Annotated in this window: 15 protein-coding genes and 1 pseudogene; 11 read left to right on the top strand and 5 right to left on the bottom strand. The window is 44.4% G+C overall.

Annotation, left to right across the window (positions count from 1 at the left end):
• Nucleotides 1–127: 127 nt before the first annotated feature.
• Nucleotides 128–877, bottom strand: coding sequence for an ATP-binding protein (locus B9Z54_RS13580; RefSeq protein ID WP_162785213.1), 750 nt, complete (start codon nucleotides 875–877; stop codon nucleotides 128–130).
• A gap of 23 nt (nucleotides 878–900) precedes the next feature.
• Nucleotides 901–1,386: a LytS/YhcK type 5TM receptor domain-containing protein gene (locus B9Z54_RS13585; protein ID WP_113928914.1), complete on the bottom strand. Its 486-nt coding sequence runs from the start codon at nucleotides 1,384–1,386 to the stop codon at nucleotides 901–903.
• Between the two features lie 182 nt (nucleotides 1,387–1,568).
• Between B9Z54_RS13585 and B9Z54_RS13590 the strand changes: the two are divergent.
• The 7 genes and pseudogenes from B9Z54_RS13590 (at nucleotide 1,569) to B9Z54_RS13620 (ending at nucleotide 10,142) form a co-directional block, all read left to right on the top strand.
• A pseudogene (locus tag B9Z54_RS13590) lies at nucleotides 1,569–2,413 on the top strand (SPL family radical SAM protein).
• A 967-nt stretch (nucleotides 2,414–3,380) separates the two neighbouring features.
• Complete coding sequence (locus B9Z54_RS13595; protein WP_113928932.1) at nucleotides 3,381–4,352, top strand: ABC transporter ATP-binding protein; 972 nt, start codon at nucleotides 3,381–3,383, stop codon at nucleotides 4,350–4,352.
• A gap of 12 nt (nucleotides 4,353–4,364) precedes the next feature.
• Complete coding sequence (locus B9Z54_RS13600; RefSeq protein WP_113928915.1) at nucleotides 4,365–5,378, top strand: ABC transporter ATP-binding protein; 1,014 nt, start codon at nucleotides 4,365–4,367, stop codon at nucleotides 5,376–5,378.
• Nucleotides 5,379–5,455: 77 nt separating this feature from the next.
• Complete coding sequence (locus B9Z54_RS13605) at nucleotides 5,456–7,213, top strand: peptide-binding protein (RefSeq protein WP_113928916.1); 1,758 nt, start codon at nucleotides 5,456–5,458, stop codon at nucleotides 7,211–7,213.
• 435 nt (nucleotides 7,214–7,648) lie between these two features.
• The gene (locus B9Z54_RS13610; RefSeq protein ID WP_113928917.1) at nucleotides 7,649–8,614 is read left to right on the top strand and encodes an ABC transporter permease; all 966 of its coding nucleotides are present in this window, start codon (nucleotides 7,649–7,651) and stop codon (nucleotides 8,612–8,614) included.
• 9 nt (nucleotides 8,615–8,623) lie between these two features.
• Complete coding sequence (gene opp4C, locus B9Z54_RS13615) at nucleotides 8,624–9,550, top strand: oligopeptide ABC transporter permease (protein WP_113928918.1); 927 nt, start codon at nucleotides 8,624–8,626, stop codon at nucleotides 9,548–9,550.
• 112 nt (nucleotides 9,551–9,662) lie between these two features.
• Nucleotides 9,663–10,142, top strand: a complete 480-nt coding sequence (locus tag B9Z54_RS13620) for a hypothetical protein (protein WP_113928919.1) — start codon at nucleotides 9,663–9,665, stop codon at nucleotides 10,140–10,142.
• A gap of 227 nt (nucleotides 10,143–10,369) precedes the next feature.
• Here B9Z54_RS13620 and B9Z54_RS13625 read toward each other — a convergent pair whose 3' ends face one another.
• Nucleotides 10,370–10,846, bottom strand: a complete 477-nt coding sequence (locus tag B9Z54_RS13625) for an ABC transporter permease (protein WP_113928920.1) — start codon at nucleotides 10,844–10,846, stop codon at nucleotides 10,370–10,372.
• A gap of 749 nt (nucleotides 10,847–11,595) precedes the next feature.
• Complete coding sequence (locus B9Z54_RS13630) at nucleotides 11,596–12,231, bottom strand: helix-turn-helix transcriptional regulator (protein ID WP_113928921.1); 636 nt, start codon at nucleotides 12,229–12,231, stop codon at nucleotides 11,596–11,598.
• Between the two features lie 236 nt (nucleotides 12,232–12,467).
• On the opposite strand from B9Z54_RS13630, the gene B9Z54_RS13635 reads away from it, so the two are divergent.
• The 4 genes from B9Z54_RS13635 (at nucleotide 12,468) to abc-f (ending at nucleotide 17,457) form a co-directional block, all read left to right on the top strand.
• Nucleotides 12,468–13,523, top strand: a complete 1,056-nt coding sequence (locus tag B9Z54_RS13635) for an LLM class flavin-dependent oxidoreductase (protein WP_113928922.1) — start codon at nucleotides 12,468–12,470, stop codon at nucleotides 13,521–13,523.
• Nucleotides 13,524–13,538: 15 nt separating this feature from the next.
• The gene (locus B9Z54_RS13640; RefSeq protein WP_113928923.1) at nucleotides 13,539–14,105 is read left to right on the top strand and encodes an NADPH-dependent FMN reductase; all 567 of its coding nucleotides are present in this window, start codon (nucleotides 13,539–13,541) and stop codon (nucleotides 14,103–14,105) included.
• Nucleotides 14,106–14,219: 114 nt separating this feature from the next.
• Nucleotides 14,220–14,984 (top strand): alpha/beta hydrolase, encoded by a 765-nt coding sequence (locus B9Z54_RS13645; protein WP_113928924.1) that lies wholly within the window; start codon nucleotides 14,220–14,222, stop codon nucleotides 14,982–14,984.
• Nucleotides 14,985–15,540: 556 nt separating this feature from the next.
• Nucleotides 15,541–17,457, top strand: coding sequence for a ribosomal protection-like ABC-F family protein (gene abc-f / locus B9Z54_RS13650; protein ID WP_113928925.1), 1,917 nt, complete (start codon nucleotides 15,541–15,543; stop codon nucleotides 17,455–17,457).
• Nucleotides 17,458–17,581: 124 nt separating this feature from the next.
• Here the strand turns inward: abc-f and B9Z54_RS13655 are convergent, their stop codons facing one another.
• Complete coding sequence (locus tag B9Z54_RS13655) at nucleotides 17,582–18,247, bottom strand: DUF559 domain-containing protein (RefSeq protein ID WP_113928926.1); 666 nt, start codon at nucleotides 18,245–18,247, stop codon at nucleotides 17,582–17,584.
• Nucleotides 18,248–19,208: the final 961 nt, after the last annotated feature.

The raw sequence follows: 19,208 nt of genomic DNA on the forward strand, positions 1-19,208 counted from the left end.
TACTCTATAATTACGTTTCCTGCTTCCGTAAAAAAAGCGAAGAGGACAAGTGGTCCCTTCGCTTTTCAGTATGATTAGGAATTTATAAAATGCCTGCCGGGGCGACCTAGGCGCTTCCACTATTTTTCTAATCAGCCAGTGGCAGCTCGATTGTGAAAGTCGTGCCCTCATTGACCTCACTCTCAACCGAGATGACGCCGTCAAGGCTTTTGATGATGCTGTAGGAAACCATCAAACCCAGTCCAGTTCCGCTTTGCCCTTTTGTCGTGAAATAGGGCTGACCAAGCCGGCTGATTTGTTCCTTATCCATGCCGACTCCGTTGTCTTGTATACTCACCACTGCTTTTGTGCTGGAAATGAATGAGTTAACAGTGATTTTTCCTCCAGAAGGCACAAGGACTGCTGCTTCTATACTGTTCAATAATAAGTTCATAAGCGCCTGTTGAAGTCCTTGCTTATCAGCGATAATTTCACCGTCTGCTAAATCTGAGTCCAGTTCAATGCTGTGCTGGTTAGCCAGGGGCCTCACCACCTGAAGCGTGTAGTGAATTTGATCCTTCACATTCAACCTCTCTAATTTTTCAGAGTGTGGTTTGGCGAAAGCTAAATAGTTGGATATCAGGCTTTTGGCTCGTTCCAGTTCACTTATCGAAATTTCGATATACTCTTTTTTCTGTGCATCCTGCTCGGTTTGATAAAGGAGCTGGAGAAAACCGAATACGGTTGTTAATGGGTTTTTCAGTTCATGATTGATGCTTGCGGACAGATGGGCGACCATTTCATTTTTTTCAGCAACAAGGGTTTTCTCTTTGTATTGAAGGCTCCTGGTGAGCAGCAGGATGACGAGCATGACCACCATCGAACTTATAAGGGTCAAAGAGAAATCAAACAGCCAAACGATTACAAGCTGTGTTGATAGCTGGAAAAAAACAGGCCGGAGATTCCTGTGATTAAAGGGGAAATGAGTGTGAGACCTGTTCCAGTGATGAGTTTTTTGCTGAACGATAATGAGTGATAAGATTTATAAAGCAGGATGGCGGCTAAAACCTCCGCGCCATTACCAAGGATGGTCGTATAAATTCCCATTCCGCCAAGGCTGAGCCTGTAGAGGACTGTGACGGCATACAGGCCAGCCCCCACCAGCGGTCCGCCATATATCGTCCCGAAAACCAAGGGGATGTCCCGTAAATCCCAAATGAGCCCTTCGCTAAGGGATGTGGAAAACCTGATACATAAGATGATGACAACCGAAAAAGTCAGGAATATTAACAGTTTATAATTTTTCCGGTAAAAATCTTTTAGTTCTGTTAAGAAAACAATGGTCAAACAACTTATCACAATCAACAAGAAATTAATGAGCGGATCATAGTACAGAAAGTTATCCATTTTTTCATCCTTTTACTGCTTTTTACACACATTGAATTGGCACGTTAATTTGGAAAACAAGGGCTTTGCAGGATCAGGATAAAATTGGATGATCCCCGCTGCTTCTTCAAAATGCAGTGTTTTCTATATAATAGTTACTATTAACATTTTACAAGAATCTTAACCGGTGAGGGGGTAAGGATATGAAGCCGGAACTGAAAGATGTTGTCTCCAAAAGCATCCTGACGCCTGGAAAAGGGGCGATCGACAACTTTACTCATTCGTTGAATCCCTACGCCGGCTGTGTTTTCGGCTGCAAATATTGCTATGTAAGACAGATGCCGATTTCCCTTTTTCGTGAACAAGAGTGGGGAACATGGGTCGATATCAAAACAAACGCTGTGGAAATCCTCAGAAAGGACCTCGCTAAAGCAAAGAAAAAGGGCCCGTCACCTTGTTCATGTCTTCTTCCACCGATCCTTATCAGCCAATCGAAACAAAAACCCGCCTGACGAGGAGCCTGCTTGAAGTCATGCTGGAGGAGAAGCCGGAGTTCATCCATCTGCAGACGAGGTCTCCTCTGGTAAAACGGGATCTGGATCTTTTCAAAAAGTTCGGAGATAGAATCAGGATCTCCATGACGATAGAAACAGATAAAGAAGAGGTACGAAAAGCGTTCTCTCCGACCGCGCCGCCGATTTCCGCAAGAATGTCTGCTCTGAAAGAACTGACAGAAGAGGGGATCATGACGCAGGCCACCATCGCGCCGCTGCTTCCATGTTCAAGGGAGTTTCCGGAAAAATTAAAAAGGGTCGCGAAGAGAGTGACCATTGACGACTTTTGGATGGGGGACGGCAGCGGAGGCAGAAGGACAGCCAAGTTGGGAGTCGAGGCTATCTATAAAGAACTCGGCTTGGAGAAATGGTACAACCCGACAGCCTATAAAGTCGTGTTGAAAATGCTGAACGAAGAGTTCCAGGATACCGGGATAAAAATAGGAGTTTCAAAGAGCGGCTTCAGCCCGGATGGGGAATACAATACATGGTAACGCGTTAAAACGCTGAAAAGGGACTGTCCCTTTCAGCGCTTTAATGTATAAAAGGACCACACATTCAGTCGACATGCAGCACATTGAAGTAGTAACCAGCCAAAGAGTAGGACGGAAATCTTCTTATCGTGTTCACTTGAGAGGTGCGCACATACAAAACAAATATGAAGACGCACTTGAATTTACTAGAATTCAGAGTGCGTTTTTTTATTCTGGTGATTTTCGTTTTAGTTTCACGTTGTAAAAGTTTTAGCTTAATGAAGTAACCAACTCACTCTCTAATATAAGGGAAAATTATTCCATTAAATCCAGAATCGAACTGAATCCAGGAGAAATAATGGAAGGTTTTCCCTTAAACAAAGAAAAATGAACGATTTTCTTGTTTTTTAGTAAGATAGCGGAACTTTTTTCCCTTATTTAAGCTGTTTTTGATGCTATTTCTGAAATAAGGGAAATTTCTTCCCTTATTAAGCGATTTTCTGTGCCGGCATGCACAAGTCCACGAGCCCTGGACCTGGCTTGTATTATCAGGCCTTTTCCATTAGCGCTTAATGCATCCACCTGACTTTTTCATAAAACAATTGGTAACCCCCTGTAATAATTGAAACACTACAGTAAAATTTTTCGACAAAATCACAATAGGATAATTTTATCAAAGAAAAGAAATCGACCAAACATTTTTACCGTCTGCGAAAAAAGGGTGAGAGCCTGGAAATCCAAGTATGACAAGTGAATAATACGAAAAGGATTGGTTCCTACCGGGTGTCTAATGCCGAGTTAACAGAGTGAAAAACCGAGATTTATTTCGGGAACCTAAATAAATTGAACACAAAGCTACATCTTTAGACAATATTTGTAATCTTCAGTATATTGAAAAAATTCATTCTAAATTGTATACTTTCACTCATAAATTACTACAGAATGTTTAGTCCCCAAAAATATGGTACCGGAGGCTGAGGTGACAGAGATGACTCAAAAAGAATTATTGAATGTAAAAGGGTTAAAAACTTATTTCTACTTGGAAGATAAGAAGGTAGCTAAAGCTGTCGATGGCGTTGACTTTTCTATTAAGCCGGGAGAAACGCTGGCTTTGGTAGGGGAATCGGGCAGCGGTAAGAGCATCACTTCATTATCGATCATGAAGCTGATCGGCAAGCCCGGCAAGATCCAGGAAGGGGAAATTGTCTTCGATGGCAGGAATCTTGTCCATATGGATGACAAGCATATGTCCAAAGTGAGAGGCAAGGACATTGCGATGATTTTCCAGGAACCTATGACAGCCTTGAACCCTGTTTTTACAATCGGAAACCAGATTGTAGAAACCCTGACCAGGCACCAGAAACTCTCAAAACTGCAGGCCAACCGGCAAGCGGTGCAGCTGCTGAAGATGTGCGGTTTTCCAAGGGCAGAAGAGACAATGCGTGAGTATCCTCATCAGCTTTCGGGCGGTATGCGCCAAAGGGCGATGATCGCCATCGCCATCTCCTGTGATCCGAAGCTGCTAATTGCGGATGAACCGACGACAGCCTTGGATGTCACGATTCAGGCGCAGGTACTGGATTTATTAGATGAAATGAAAAGGAAGTTCAACATGGCTGTTCTCTTGATTACCCATGATTTAGGGGTGGTGGCAGAATATGCAGATAGAGTGATGGTCATGTACGGAGGCCAGATTGTGGAGGAAACGGACGCTGAAACAATTTTTGATCAGCCAAAGCATCCTTATACACAGGGCTTGCTTGAAAGCTTGCCGAGCTTGGAGAAGGAAGTCGACCGGCTGGGAGCCATTAAAGGCACTGTCCCTCCTTCACATCTCTTCCCAGTGGGCTGCCGTTTTGCCGACCGCTGCCCGTATGTAATGGATAAGTGCAGGGCTGCAAATCCGGAATTGACCCAGATTGAACCGGACCGCAGGGTTCGCTGCTATCTTTATGAATAAGGGGGGAACAGCGTGTCAGTGATAGAAAAAGAGCCCAAAACAGGAACGGATCAGGAATATATTCTAGAAGCTATTAATATTAAAAAATATTTCCCTATTAAAGGCGGAGTGCTCAAGAAGACCATTGGCCACGTCAAAGCAGTGGATGATGTTTCTCTTTCTATTAAAAGGGGAGAAACGCTGGGAGTGGTCGGCGAGTCCGGATCCGGGAAATCCACTCTGGGGCGTGTGATCCTCCGGCTGATGCAGCAAACGGAAGGAAAAATCATTTTTGAAGACAACGATATCTCTGCTCTGGGAAGCCGCAAGCTGCGTCCTTACAGAAGAGACATGCAGATTGTCTTTCAGGATCCATTTGCTTCACTTAATCCAAAAATGAGTGTCGAAGAATTAATCGAGGAGCCCTTAATTGTACAAACCTCTTTGAAAAAGAAGGAGAGAAAAGACAAGATTATTTCCCTGCTCCAAAAGGTGGGGCTGCGTTCTGAAGACAGATTGAAATATCCCCATGAATTTTCAGGAGGACAACGGCAGCGGATCAGTATTGCGCGGGCACTTGCCCTGAATCCGAAATTTATTATCTGTGACGAGCCAGTCTCGGCACTCGATGTATCCATCCAGGCCCAGGTCTTGAATCTGATGGCAGACCTTCAGGACGAATTTGGCCTTACCTACCTATTCATTGCCCATGACCTTAGCGTAGTCAAGCACATAAGCGACAGGATTGCCGTTATGTACCTTGGACGGATTGCTGAAATCGCTCCTAAGAAAAACTTGTATGATCAACCACTCCATCCTTATACCCAGGCATTATTATCATCTGTTCCTTCTATTGAAAAAAGAAAGAACCGTGACAAAATTATCTTGACCGGTGACCTGCCAAGCCCCTCAAACCCGCCATCCGGATGTGCATTCCGGACTAGATGCCCAAAGGTGCATGACAGGTGTGCCGTCGACAGGCCGGAACTGATCGATGCAGGAAGCGGCCATCATGTAGCCTGCCATCTATACGATACACAAAAGTAACGTTACTAGATTGTAAAGGAGGTGATGCCCCTCTAATCTGACTGTTCGGCCATGCTTTTTAAAACTAAAAGGGGTGAATGAGTTTGGTGAAAAAGAAGAGTTGGCTGCTTATGCTTGTGACTTTACTGGTACTGGGGATGCTTGCGGCGTGCAGCGGGACATCATCCACAAATGAAGAAGGAAACCAAAATGAAGGGGACGGGGAGGCTAAAACCGGCGGCACATTAACAGGTGCCATGGATACGGCGCCTACAGGGCTGTTTAACCCGATCTTCTATACAGAAGCCTATGAATCTAACATTCTTTCTTTAACTCATGAAGGCTTGTTAAGCCAAAATACAGAGCTAGAATTTATTCCTAACCTGGCAACCGAGTGGGAGCCTAATGATGACAATACGGAATACACTTTTAAACTAAAAGACGGAGTGAAGTGGCACGATGGTGAAGACTTTACTGCCGATGATGTTGTCTTTACTTACAAAACGCTCTCAAGCCCGGGCTATATAGAGGCTGGCGGAGTCCGTACGAACTATGTGGAGAGACTTGCAGGCTATGAGGATTTCTCTACTGGAAAAACAGAAGACTTCCAGGGAGTAGTCAAGGTGGATGATCATACAGTCAAGTTTGTTTTTGCAGAGCCAAACGTTCTTGCTCTAGCTGACGCAAGCTTTACAATCATTCCTGAACATAAATTTGCAGATGTTCCTGTTGCCGAAATCCCTGAACATGCTGCTTCCCGCGATCCTAACGAAGTAGTCGGAACCGGACCATTCAAGTTCACGGAAATGGTGGAAGGTGAACAGTATGTTCTGGCTAAGCACGAAGATTACTGGCAAGGAGAGCCGAAACTGGACAGCGTTGTCTGGAAAGTTGTCGATCAGTCAGTCATCCTCGGGCTCCTTGAAAATGGGGAAATCGACTTTGTCGCAGATCCAAACGGATTCCAGGCGGCCGATTATGACACGGTTGCGGCCATGGATCATGTAGAAATTGTTGAACAGCCTGACTTCGGTTATCAAATCATGGGTATGGTGCATAACCACCGTGCAAAAGGCGATACCACCATCTCCCCTGATAAGTGGACGAAGAACGAAAAGTTAGCTGACCCGAAAGTACGCCAGGCGATTGCTTATGCCATCGACCGCCAGGCCATCATTGACGGATTATTGTTCGGAAGGGGAGCTATTCAAAATTCCCCTATCGCCACACAATTCTGGGCTTATGATGAAACCAACCCTAATCAATATGCATTTGATGCGGAAAAAGCAAAGTCACTTCTTGATGAAGCCGGCTATGTTGATAAAGATGGAGACGGATTCCGTGAAGACCCGAAAGGAAACGAATGGGTGCTGAATCTGAACTATCCTACAGGAAACCAAATCCGTGAGCGTTCTGCTCCAATCATTGAAGAGTTCCTTGAAGCAGTCGGCATCAACATCGACCTTCGCCAGCCGAAGGAAGCTGCTGCTTACTTTGAAGATTTAGAGTTGAACAGCCAGGACTGGGATCTTTACCTGATCGGCTGGAGCTTGGGCAGTTCCGATCCAGATCCAAGCGGCTTATGGAATTCAACGGCAGGTTATAACTATTCCCGTTGGAACAACCCTGAAGCGGACCAATTGCTGAAGGACGCGTTTACACCTCCGGATGCATTCGACCAGGAATACCGCAAGAAAGTATACAGCGACTGGCAGGTTAAATTCTCTGAAGATCTTCCTGCAGTCATCCTTTATGCACAAAACAGCCTATGGGCGCACAACAAGCGATTCCAGGGTGTAGAAGTTCTTCCGTACACATTCTTGAGCAATGCGCACAACTGGCATGTAAGCGAGTAAGAAATAGCTGGTACAAATAAGGAAAGAGCGTTCGGTTGGCGCCGCGCTCTTTTCTTAATATACAGTGGAACGCACCGAGAAGCCGGGCGCTGCAACTGAACGATTCTGCAGGATATTGGGTAAAAGAAGGCTGCAGAAGCGAAAACGCAACAGCTTGTGTACATCAAATGTCTAAGTTTAAAAAGAAGATGCCGTCGAGCTAGCAACTTGGGTACATCAAGAGTTTAAGTATAAAAAGAAGATGCCGTCGAGCTAGCAACATGGGTACATCAAGAGTTTAAGTTTTAAAAGAAGATGCCGTCGAGCTAGCAACATGGATACCGGATTAATTCTGCCAATCTTATTTTAAGAAGAAAACCTTAGCTAAGCTCTATTTTGAAAAGTTTTAAAAACAAGTAGCTGTCCAATATAAATAGAAAGAATGGGGGGAGAACCTTGTACCAATATATCTTACGGCGGATTCTGGTTTTTATTCCGATGCTGATTGCCCTTACGATGATCGTGTTTTTGATGCTCAAAATGGCTCCCGGTGATCCGATTGCCGGCCGCTTGATGGATCCCAATATAGATCCAAAGGTTCTTGAACAGCAGCGTGAAGCCATGGGGTTGAATGATCCCGTTCATATTCAATATTGGAATTGGGTGACCAAAGTCGCTCAGGGTGATTTTGGAGAATCGTTCATTTACAAAGGACGAGAGGTCAGCGATTTAATTGCCGGCCGGATTGAAAATACTCTTCAGCTGGGGCTGTTTTCGCTAATTATCACCATTGTGGTGGGAATTCCGATTGGCATTTACTCTGCAAGAAATCCTTATTCTCTGCTGGATTATGGAGCGACCACTTTCGGTTTCTTAGGATTAGCGATTCCGAATTTCTTTTTTGGACTGGTCGCCATTTATGTATTTTCGATAACGCTTGGCTGGTTCCCTTCGCAAGGGTCGGTATCAACTCCTGGCATAACGGGGCTCGCACTCATGATCGATAAGCTGCATCATCTCGTCCTTCCCGGAATCACTCTCGGTCTGGCAGGAACAGCGACTTATATGAGATACATGAGGTCGGAAGTTTTGGACGTGCTTGGAAGTGATTATATACGGACGGCAAAAGCAAAAGGGATGACCGAAAACTCTGTACTGTATAAGCATACATTGCGGAATGCGATGATTCCGATTATCACACTGCTTGGTTTTGAAATAGGAGCATTGTTGAGCGGTGCGATCATTACAGAGGGCGTATTTCAGTATCCTGGATTGGGGACCCTGTTCATCAATTCCATCAGCAATCGTGATTATCCCGTTATCATGGCCATTAACCTGATGCTCGGTGTCTTTATATTAGTAGGAAACCTTCTTGCAGATATTTTTTACAGTATTGTTGACCCAAGAATCCGCTATGAATGAGGTGATTGAATGCAAATCCATCCACAAGAAACGACCTTAGATCCAACCCCTGGAGTGCAGCCGCACAGTAAACCGAAAAAAGGGAGGACACCCTTTCAGATTGCGTTGAGCCGTTTTATAAAAAACAGGCTGGCAGTTGCCGGCGTTATCATCCTGGCTTTGATTGTATTGATGGTCGTTTTTGCGCCTCTGTTGACCGACCACAGTCCGACGAAATCCAATTTGCTGCTGGTGGAACGGCCGCCAACGGCTGAGAATCCGCTTGGGACGGACAGCTCCGGGCGTGACGTTTTTTCCCGCTTTTTATATGGAGGCAGGATTTCCCTGATTGTCGGTTTTAGTGCGATGGTGTTCACCCTGTTAATTGGTGTGACTCTGGGCTCCATTGCCGGTTATTATGGCGGGAAAATTGATAATTTTATCATGCGTGTGACGGATATGATGCTGGTACTGCCATTCCTTGTGATCATACTGACAGTGATGGCGATTCTGGACAGGGTGACAATCGGGATCTTTGTCGCCATCATTGCCTTAACTTCCTGGCCGAACTTAACGAGGATCATAAGAGGGACCTACCTTTCGCTCAGGGAACAGGAATTTGTACAGGGAGCGAAAGCCATCGGGGCAAGCGATATGAGGATCATCTTCAAGCATTTTATCCCCAATGCGATTGGTCCCATCGTTGTTAACGCGTCATTAATGATGGCCTCCTATATTATTGTTGAATCCGCCCTCAGCTTTATCGGGTTTGGGATTCCGCAGCCAACGCCGACATGGGGGAATATGATTTCCGAAGCACAGAGCCTGCGTATTCTGCGCAACAGCCCTGCAGCCTGGATTCCGCCGGGTGTAGCCATTCTTACAACGGTGCTGTGCATCAACTTCATCGGGGACGGGCTGCGTGATGCCTTTGATCCGAAAAGCAACAGACGTTAATAATCAATGATGAGCGGGACAAGGGCTGGTACCCTGTCCCTTTAATTTTGTCCAAAAAAGAGGAGAGGGGGCCCTGGTGCTGGAATACTAGTTAAAAAGGGGGATTGGCATGATGTATAAAGAAAATAAAGTGGCTGCAGCACTATTTATTGTAGGCGTTTTATCCATTGCGGCAGGAATTATATCTGGACTGTATTTCTGGTCCCAGGAAGACTTTGTTGAATTCGGACAGTCGCGGGCCAGAATTGGCTGGGGCATGGTCATCGATGGTGCAGTTTGGGGAATCGTATTTTTCGGCTTCGCAGAAATCATCAAGCTTCTTCAAGGCATATTCAACCAGGGAGAACCGGCTGCTGCCAAGGAAGCCGCTGCTGTCCCTGCCGAACCCGCTGTGGATAAGGAAGCGAAGCCCAAAAGAGTGTCGGATAGCGAGAAGAGAGAAATAGAGAAGTTTTATGGTGACCAAGGCCGGACAGTGGAGAAAATTGAGTTAACAGACAAAGAAGATTTCTTCGTGGTAACGGTCGCCGGAAAGAAAGAGCTGGTCGAACTGGGAGGCTTCAAACCGGTCATACATCCATATGAAACATGACAAAAAGGACAAGCTGTTTGCTTGTCCTTTTTTGATGAAGCTCACTTTAATACGTTAAACCGCTGAAAGGGACAGTCCCTTTTAGTGGTTTGCAGCGTTAATCTGCGAAGAGAGACAGTCCCTCTTTGCGGATTAAAGTGTTAAAGCACGACTAGAAAATCCCCAGAATTAATTCTTGAGGAAAGACTCAGAGTGAAATAAAAAGGAGTGTATTTCAAATCTGTAAACTACATTTCCGCCAGCTTAGCGGCTGAAAAGGATGTCGTGTTCGAGCCGGGCTGGTAAGCAGCAATGGTCCCGGAGACCGAGCTCTCTGCATAAATCTCCACTTCGTCTCCTGCTTCAAGCTGCAGGATGGCAGAAACTTGGACAACATTTTCAATTTCCAAACCGCTGCCCCAGAAATCATTATCGGCGGCTTCGTAAGGGTTGCCGTTTATGCGGATGTCCACTCTTGTACGATAGTTTTCATCGAAACTATCAGGCGCAAATGATAGAGTGCCCTGGATAAGGTAAACCCCATCTCTCCGCGGAACGAAAAGAGAGTTCCGTCTTTGATATTCACGTCCCAGATCAAATGCCTCTTCTCTAAAGAACACCTTGGTGGCCTCTTCAGCCTCTATCTGCTGATCCTCCAAAGAGACAGCGCGGAAAGCGGAGGGCCTTCTGAATAAGTCAGGAAAAAAATAGTCATGATAAATCATGCAATCACCTTTCTTTCAATAGTATCTGGAATTTAATAGACTGGCAAAACACTTGTTTCTGCCGGTCGATACTATTCTATGTATTACTAATGAAAGAGAGAGGGAGGTTGTCCACTATGAAGTGAAAATGAACAAAGCGCTGATTTTTCGAGAAAGTTATATAACCTTGTTAATCTTGCTTGAAAAACCCAGCCAGGAAATTGTTCTTTATTGTATTAAACCACTAAGAGGGACTGTCCCTTTTAGCGGTTTAACGCGTTAACGCGCACTGCCGGAACTGGGAAGATACTTTCTCAGCTAGTCGATGGAAAGGTGCCGATTCAAGGATCTGGAGTGACCAGTGGTCCCAATCCGCCAGTTTCAGGACTATGGCTAGTAATATAGCGGGAAAATTTCCCCTTATTTACTAAAAGGCATATGAAAACAGCTTATATAGCGGGAGAAATTCCCCTTATTTGACTTAAAACACTAGAAAACAGGTGCAATTTCTTCTTATAAGTGGAAAAACTCCCTCTATTTACTCCCATATGGGCTTTGATATTACAATTAACGGGAAAAATTCCCCTTATTTTTACTGCGGGATACTTAATTAATCAGAGAAAGACAAGCCGCTTTCGCTATAAGCCACTTCACCGAGCACCAGCCCAGTAGAGTCGTGCATCTTGAACGGAAACCAACTCCTTAAGCGAAAAAGGCAGAATCATTCTTTGAAGTGAACGGTTCTGCCTTTTTAGGTTTTGATGGACTCTTTAAGAGTCATATTTTATTAAAAATCTGCAGTGATGATTTCCTTCTGTTTTACAGGAAACCCGATTGACTTCCTCTGTGCCCAGGACCTTTTTGAACATTTCCGTTTCACATTTGCATGCGGTCTTGAAGTTGTTCGCGATGGCCAGTATGGCACAGTTGTATTCAATCAGTTCAAAGGTATTTTCGTCGAGTTGCTGTGCCTTTGCCATATATCCTTTTTCATTTTGTATTCTCTCTATTTCCCGTACTTTATCAAGTGCACTGGTTTGCTGCTGCACTTGTTCTCTATATTGGTTTGTCAGGCGCTGCTCTCTCTTTTTGAATAAAGCATCGACCGAGTCCTTTCCAAACGAATCTTCTATATCCTGCAGAAACTCGACGCTGATTCCTTCATAGTTCTTCGGAAAAAGCCGATCACCCTTGTCTGTCAACGAATAGCTGTGCAGAGGTCTGCCCTTGGGCTGCCTGATCTCAACCGATTGAATGAGCCCGTCCTTTTCAAGTACACTCAGATGTTTTCTGATCGCCATATGGGTGATGCCCAATTGCCCGATGAGGTCATTGACCGTCAAAGCTGCTTCTTTTTTGAGTAAATCCAGGATTCTATCTTTAGTGGTTTTGAGTGCGGTTGTCATAATTGAACACCTCAATGGAAATGTTGATACTAGTAAGCAATCGCTTCTGAAATAGCAATTATACTATTAAGTATAAAAAATAGGAAGGATTTAAGAGAGCGATGGAAAGGCGGTCTGAGCACATATATTGATTTCCGGCAGCAAGTTGGATTACTCTTTATTTATTAATTATACCATTTAGTATAAAAATTTAAAAACAGAGAATCCATGCTGAAGCAATTGAAGGAGGAACATCGTTGGAAAAATATCGAATCGATCAAAGTAAAGGGTTGGAATTCGGGATCTATACATTAGGCGATCACTTGCCGAATCCTCATACAAACGAGAGGGAATCTGCTGGCGAGCGTATCCGGGAAATCATCGAGTACGCAAAGCTTGCCGACGAGGCGGGGCTTGATTTCTTTAGTGTGGGAGAGAGCCACCAGGACTACTTCGCGACTCAAGCCCATTCCGTTGTGTTGTCAGCCATTGCTCAGGCAACGAAAAATATCAAAATTGGAAGCTCGTCAACTATTATCAGCACATCCGATCCAGTAAGGGTGTATGAAGACTTCGCCACCATCGACCTGATTTCGAACGGACGGGCGGAGATCATTGCCGGACGTGCTTCAAGAGTCGGATTGTTTGAACTCCTGGGTTACGACCTGAGAAACTATGAAGAACTCTACGAGGAAAAATTCGACCTGCTGATGAAAATCAATGAAGAGGAAGTTGTGAACTGGAGCGGTGAATTCCGCAAGCCGTTAAGAAATGCGAGAGTCCTTCCGCGTCCTCAAAATGGTTCCATGCCGATCTGGCGTGCCGTCGGCGGGACACCTGCCAGTGCCATCAAAGCAGGATATGCCGGCGCTCCGATGTTCATGGCGCACCTGGGCGGACCTGCCTCCATCTTCAAACGGACCATTGAAGCCTACCGGGAAGCGGCGCGGAGTAAAGGGTTCGATCCTGCCCAACTGCCTGTGGCCACAGCCGGATTCTTCTATGCAGCGGAAACCTCGCAGCAGGCACTGAAAGATTTATATCCGCACATCAATGAAGGCATGAAGAAAACCAATGGCGGCGGTTTTCCGAAGCAGCATTTTGCGCAGGGAGTCGACCCGCATAACATCATGAATATCGGCAGCCCTCAGGAAATTATCGAAAAAATCCTTTATCAGCACGAGGAATTCAACCACCAGAGATATATCGCGCAGATTGACTTCGGCGGTATGCCATTTGACAAGATTATGAAGAATGTTGAAATCATCGGTACTGAAATTTTACCGGCTATACGAAAGTACACAAGCAAGTAATAGGAGGCAGTGAAAATGAAGATTGTCGGATTATCAGGTTCCAAGGTAGGTTCAAAGACGAGAACCGCCATGGACTATGCAGTAAAATCAATTAGCAAACATGACCCCGAAGCCGAAGTGACCCTTCTGGATCTGGCTGACTATGATATCCAATTCAGTGACGGCCGGAACTACACGGAATATGAAGGAGATACGGGCTTTGTGACGAAAACGCTGATGGAAGCAGATGCCATCATCATCGGGACACCGGTTTTTCAAGCATCGATTCCGGCGACACTGAAAAACATCTTTGATCTGCTTCCTCAAAATGCTTTCCGTGATAAAGTGGTCAGCATCTTTGTCACCGCCGGATCTTCCAAGCACTATTTGATCGCTGAACACCAAATCAAGCCGATCCTGGCTTATATGAAAGCCCAGATCGTCCAGACATATGTTTTTATTGAAGAAAAAGACTTCCACCGCAAAGAAATCACAAATGATGATGTTCTGTTTAGACTGGACCGCCTGGCTGAAGACACCGTGATGGTAGGGGAAGCCTTTGCAGCAATCCGCGAAAAGAAAGACGCACAATACGATTTTTAACTAAAACTTCAACACATTAAAGCGTGAAAAGGGACAGTCCCTCTTCGCGCTTTAATGTGTTAAAGTGGAAAGTGTGAATATTCAAACTCGCTTATCAAAAAGGAGGCAGTGCCTGTGTACGAACAATTCAAAGTAACCATCACCACGTTAAATCGCGAAAGGACCATTCGTACTTATCTTCCAAAAGGATACAAAGAAAACGATGAAAAACGTTATCCTGTGCTTTATATGCACGATGGCCAGAATCTATTTCGTGATGAGGATGCTGGTTATGGTATGGCTTGGAGAGTAGGAGATTATCTTGATGAGAGCGAGTTCGAAATGATTGTTGTCGGCATTGACTGCAACGATGGCTTGAAGCGCCTGGATGAATACGCTCCTTGGGAAAGCAGCAAAATGCCTGAGGTGTTTGATGAAAACTGCGATACAATCGGCGGAGAAGGGCAGGCCTACATAGAATATATCGTTCATGAATTAAAGCCATTCATCGATCAAAAGTACCGAACGAGAGCCGGCGAAACCAGCATGGCGGGAAGCTCCATGGGCGGGTTGATTTCGACCTATGCAGCCTGCAAGTACCCCCATATCTTCAAAAGAATCGCTTCTCTATCTTCCGCTTACTGGTTCAACCAGGAAGAAATTGAAGCACTCATCCGGAAAAGTGATATGTCGGCGGTCGAGCGTTTTTACATGGATGTCGGAACGGCGGAAGTGACAGAAACAATTGACGGAGAAACATACGAACGGACGAGTGAAAGAGTATATGATCTTTTAATAGATAAAGTAAATATCAGGTTCGACACCATAGAAGGCGGCGTCCATAACGAGATAGCCTGGAGAGAGCGGCTGCCGCAGGTGTTCGGGTATCTGTTTAAGTGATACTTTAACGCACTAAAAGGGACAGTCCCTCTTCGCGCGTTAAAGCGCTGGAGCCCATTTACAAAATAATGAAGACCTGAGATAATATAGAAAATGACGGAGGGGGAAAGTAAGTTTATGGAACCAACAAATTGCTGATTATTAATTTTTGAAAATTAATAAAGATTTTGTACAGAGCGTTAATTTTACCTAGTCACTATAGGTTTATTTGTTATGCTCTTATGGAATCCGGCAATTTAGAAGGTAACTTACTTACTTGACTCAATTTAATTTACCGGTCTCTGGAATTTTGCGGAGAGGTCAGGACCTATGCTTTTTTAGCATGCTTCCTTTTCCCGGTAAATCATATTTTTACAAAAGAGTGCTCAAGGCAGTAAGAAGGTTCATATCTTCTTGCGGCCTTTTTTTATTGATCTTTTTCCGGCCAAACCGGATTAATGCAGAAGGGTAAGAATTTGCCCTAAGAGTCACTGTCACAACTCAATAGTAAGGAAGTTCTTCTTTATGCTTTCCATAAAATGCGTAACGGACATTATGGATGAAAGAAGGAATGAACATGCTGGAATTATCATTGAACGGTGTAAAAAAATATATGGATGCCACGCAGGTCCTGGAAAATATCACATTTGATGTGATGACAGGAGAGAAGGTTGGTATCGTCGGGGCGAACGGAAGCGGCAAGAGTACGGTCCTGAAATTGATTGCGGGAATCATCCCGATGGAGTACTATCCAGGATATCCGCAGACAACCAGCTACGGTTACGATGAAGGATTTGTAAACCTGCCGAAAGGGGCGGCTGTGGCTTTTCTCGAACAAGTGCCTCAGTTCCCCGCAGGCTTGAAAGTGAAAGACGTGCTGAAGCTGGCTTTTGAAGAAGTGGAAGCCATAGAAAAAGAAATGCGTGAAGCAGAAGCACAGTTGGCAATCCTTGAAGGTGCCGAGTTGGATAGGGCTCTACAACTATACAGCGAGCTTGTTCAGCTGTATGAAACAAAGGGCGGCTATGAGATGGAAGAAAAGATGGCCAGGATCTGCACAGGCTTGAAGTTTCACGAAAGCTTCTTGAACAAGGACTTCGACTTATTGAGCGGAGGCGAAAAAACGACCGTCATGCTGGGGAAACTCCTCATGCACGCGCCAGAAATCCTGCTGCTGGATGAGCCGACCAACCATCTCGATATGGAGTCCATTGAATGGCTGGAAAGCTATTTAAAGAGCTATAAGGGCATAGTGATGATTGTCTCTCATGACAGATACTTTCTCGATAACGTCGTCAGTAAAATTATTGAAATTGAAGATATGAAATCTAAAACCTATAAGGGGAACTATTCTTCATTCACAGCACAAAAAGAAGAAAACATGCGTATCCAGTACGAACACTTCAGGGAGCAGCAGAAGAAAGTCAATAACATGGAAAAACAGGTGACAAATTTGCGTGACTGGGCAATGAGAGCGGACAATAACAAGTTCTTCCGAAGAGCGGCAAGCATTCAAAAGAAGCTGGATAAAGTAGAAAGCATCGATAAGCCGGTTTTCGAAAAAAAGAATATGACATTGAATTTTAAAGAGACTGAGCGGTCTGGGAAAGAAACCATTAAGGCCTCGGGACTCACGAAAAGGTATGGAGATAAATTGATCTTTCTGGAAGCTGACCTGATGATTCACTTTGGAGAAAGGGTCGGACTCCTTGGTCCCAATGGAAGCGGAAAAACCTCATTTCTGAAGATGCTTTTGGGAGTAGAACAGCCTGATGAAGGGACTGTCCAGCTCGGTGCCAATGTGAAGGCAGCCTATCTTCCACAGGAAATCAATTTTAAAGATGAGGAGCTTACCGTGCTGGATTGCTTTAGAGAGAATATTTCCATTCTCGAGGGAAAAGCAAGAGAGTACCTGGCGAAATTCATGTTTTATAAAAAATCGGTCTTCAAAAAAGTGAAGCACTTATCTGGCGGAGAAAGAATCAGGCTAAAGCTGGCGATGTTATTATTCCAGGATATTAATTTGTTAATCCTGGATGAACCCACCAACCACTTGGATATCGATTCGATAGAGACACTGGAATCGGCTTTGGAAGAGTTTAAAGGGACAATATTCTTCATCTCGCATGACCGGTATTTTATCAATAAAATAGGTGAACGGGTTGTCGAAGTTGAGGACCACTCTTTTAAAAGCTATTCCGGCAATTATGATGAGTACAGAAGGTTAAAAGAACGCGAGCAGAAGCGGCTGGGAGCACAGGAACCTGTTGAAGCAACAAACCAGCAAATCGAATTTAAGCACAATAATGAAAAAGAATTAGCAAAAGCCCAGGCAAGGATAGAAGACCTTGAAAATGAGATAAGAAAGCTCGATATTGTTTTGGCTGCCAGCCAGCTGGATCATGAAGAACTTTATGAGGTGTACCGCCGGAAGCTGGAGCTGGGTGATGAGCGGGATTCTGTTATGGAAGAATGGGTGGAGCTTGCTGATTGAAGGCGGGAGTGATTTTGAAGGGAGGGCGGCTTATGTCTTCCCTTTTTTTGTGGTGTTCGTAGAGAGGTGCATGAACTTCAAGGGTAGTCACATGCTTTTTAATCGGCAGGCAGGGAATGTCTATTTATTGAATGGGATTCTGAACTTGTTCCCCCAATCGATAAGAGCGGACCCTCATGACCCCGGATGCGGGAATCAATATGTTTTTATCGACTAGTTGAGAGATGACTTTTCTTATAGTCTTGCTACTTAGTTTCAAATGCTTCTCGACTTCTATAGGGGAAATGGCTTCTCCTTTCTGGATTGCCAGCCGCAGCACTTCCTTTTCGACTAAGGACAGAGTGGACCGATCCATATCGTCCCCCACCCATCGGCCAATCACTTGCTGTACAATTTGCTGGCATCTGCGAGGATTCTCTTTAACTTGGTCATAAGAAAAGCGGATCACTGTCCATCCGTCAATCACCAGCTGGTTTTGCCGTTCAAGGTTGTCGGTAAATTGCCATCTGCTTATGTTCCTTAAATGAGGACCGTACCCATCGATCTCCAGGCAAAGACGGATGGCGGGGCGAATGTAAGCAAAATCCAAATACCGTTTGCCATCTTTAAAATCATTGACTTCATATTCTGGATGCAGATAACGAAAATGGTGAAACAAGGGCCACCATACCTGCTTTAAAAACGACATTTCAGCATGTTGGTGACCTTCTTGTAAGCGCCGCAGCCGCTCACCAGATCTTACCTGCAGGTGAGCATTCATAAATGACTGATATTCTTCTTCAAAACCCATGGCATCCTTCTCCTTTTCAAATATAAATCTACAATAACGAGTGACATAATGGGAGATATGATTTTTAAACTGGAGAAAAGTAAATAAATTATAGAGGCGATTTTAAAAGCTTTAAGGAAGAAAATGAGGTTGAACTATTTTTAGTTTAATATAATTCTAAAATTTGTCAATAAATCCACTTTATAATTCGACAATAACTTCTTGTTAATATTCTTGAAGAAATTAAGCGAGCTTCCCCAAATTAAGGAGAGTCACTTGAAAACTTCCTTGAAATGGAGTAACTAGTGAGAAAAATAAGGGGAGATTTTCCCCTTATTTGCATATTGAACCCAAATTTGCTGGTGAATAAGGGGAATTTTTCCCCTTATATAAAGAAAAAGAGCCTATTTTCTAATGTTTTAAGTCAAATAAGGGGAATTTCTCCCTCTATTTTAGCTAATTTCAAGGCTATTTATTAAATAAGGGGAATTTTTCCCTCTATTTTTAGAAGAGCCAGCGCCCCTTTTAGCCCCGACGATCCTCTGGCCATCTTGAAGCTTGGCAGGGGGTAGGCAGCGTATGTGATCCAGCTTGAAATGGAGTAGCTAGTGAGAAAATAAGGGGAGATTTTCCCCTTATTTGCATATTGGATCCCAATTTGCTGGTGAATAAGGGGAATTTTTCCCCTTATATAAAGAAAAAGAGCCTATTTTCTAGTGTTTTAAGTCAAATAAGGGGAATTTCTCCCTCTATTTTAGCTAATTTCAAGGCTGTTTAGGAAATAAGGGGAATTTCTCCCTCTATCTATAGAAGAGCCAGCGCCCCTTTTAGCCCCGACGATCCTCTGGCCATCTTGAAGCTTGGCAGGGGGTAGGCAGCGTATGTGATCCAGCTTTGAAATGGAGTAGCTAGTGAGAAAAATAAGGGGAGATTTTCCCCTTATTTGCATATTGGATCCCAATTTGCTGGTGAATAAGGGGAA

It is taken from the genome of Bacillus sp. P14.5, assembly GCF_003316765.1.
GTDB lineage: Bacteria > Bacillota > Bacilli > Bacillales > Bacillaceae_B > Rossellomorea.

Excerpts from the sequence above, each read along its gene's own strand:
- opp4C (WP_113928918.1), top strand. The coding sequence starts at position 8,624 with ATGCAAATCCATCCACAAGAAACGACCTTAGATCCAACCCCTGGAGTG.
- B9Z54_RS13595 (WP_113928932.1), top strand. The coding sequence starts at position 3,381 with ATGACTCAAAAAGAATTATTGAATGTAAAAGGGTTAAAAACTTATTTC.
- B9Z54_RS13620 (WP_113928919.1), top strand. The coding sequence starts at position 9,663 with ATGTATAAAGAAAATAAAGTGGCTGCAGCACTATTTATTGTAGGCGTT.
- B9Z54_RS13625 (WP_113928920.1), bottom strand. The coding sequence starts at position 10,846 with ATGATTTATCATGACTATTTTTTTCCTGACTTATTCAGAAGGCCCTCC.
- B9Z54_RS13655 (WP_113928926.1), bottom strand. The coding sequence starts at position 18,247 with ATGGGTTTTGAAGAAGAATATCAGTCATTTATGAATGCTCACCTGCAG.
- B9Z54_RS13630 (WP_113928921.1), bottom strand. The coding sequence starts at position 12,231 with ATGACAACCGCACTCAAAACCACTAAAGATAGAATCCTGGATTTACTC.
- B9Z54_RS13585 (WP_113928914.1), bottom strand. The coding sequence starts at position 1,386 with ATGGATAACTTTCTGTACTATGATCCGCTCATTAATTTCTTGTTGATT.
- B9Z54_RS13640 (WP_113928923.1), top strand. The coding sequence starts at position 13,539 with ATGAAGATTGTCGGATTATCAGGTTCCAAGGTAGGTTCAAAGACGAGA.
- B9Z54_RS13605 (WP_113928916.1), top strand. The coding sequence starts at position 5,456 with ATGAGTTTGGTGAAAAAGAAGAGTTGGCTGCTTATGCTTGTGACTTTA.
- abc-f (WP_113928925.1), top strand. The coding sequence starts at position 15,541 with ATGCTGGAATTATCATTGAACGGTGTAAAAAAATATATGGATGCCACG.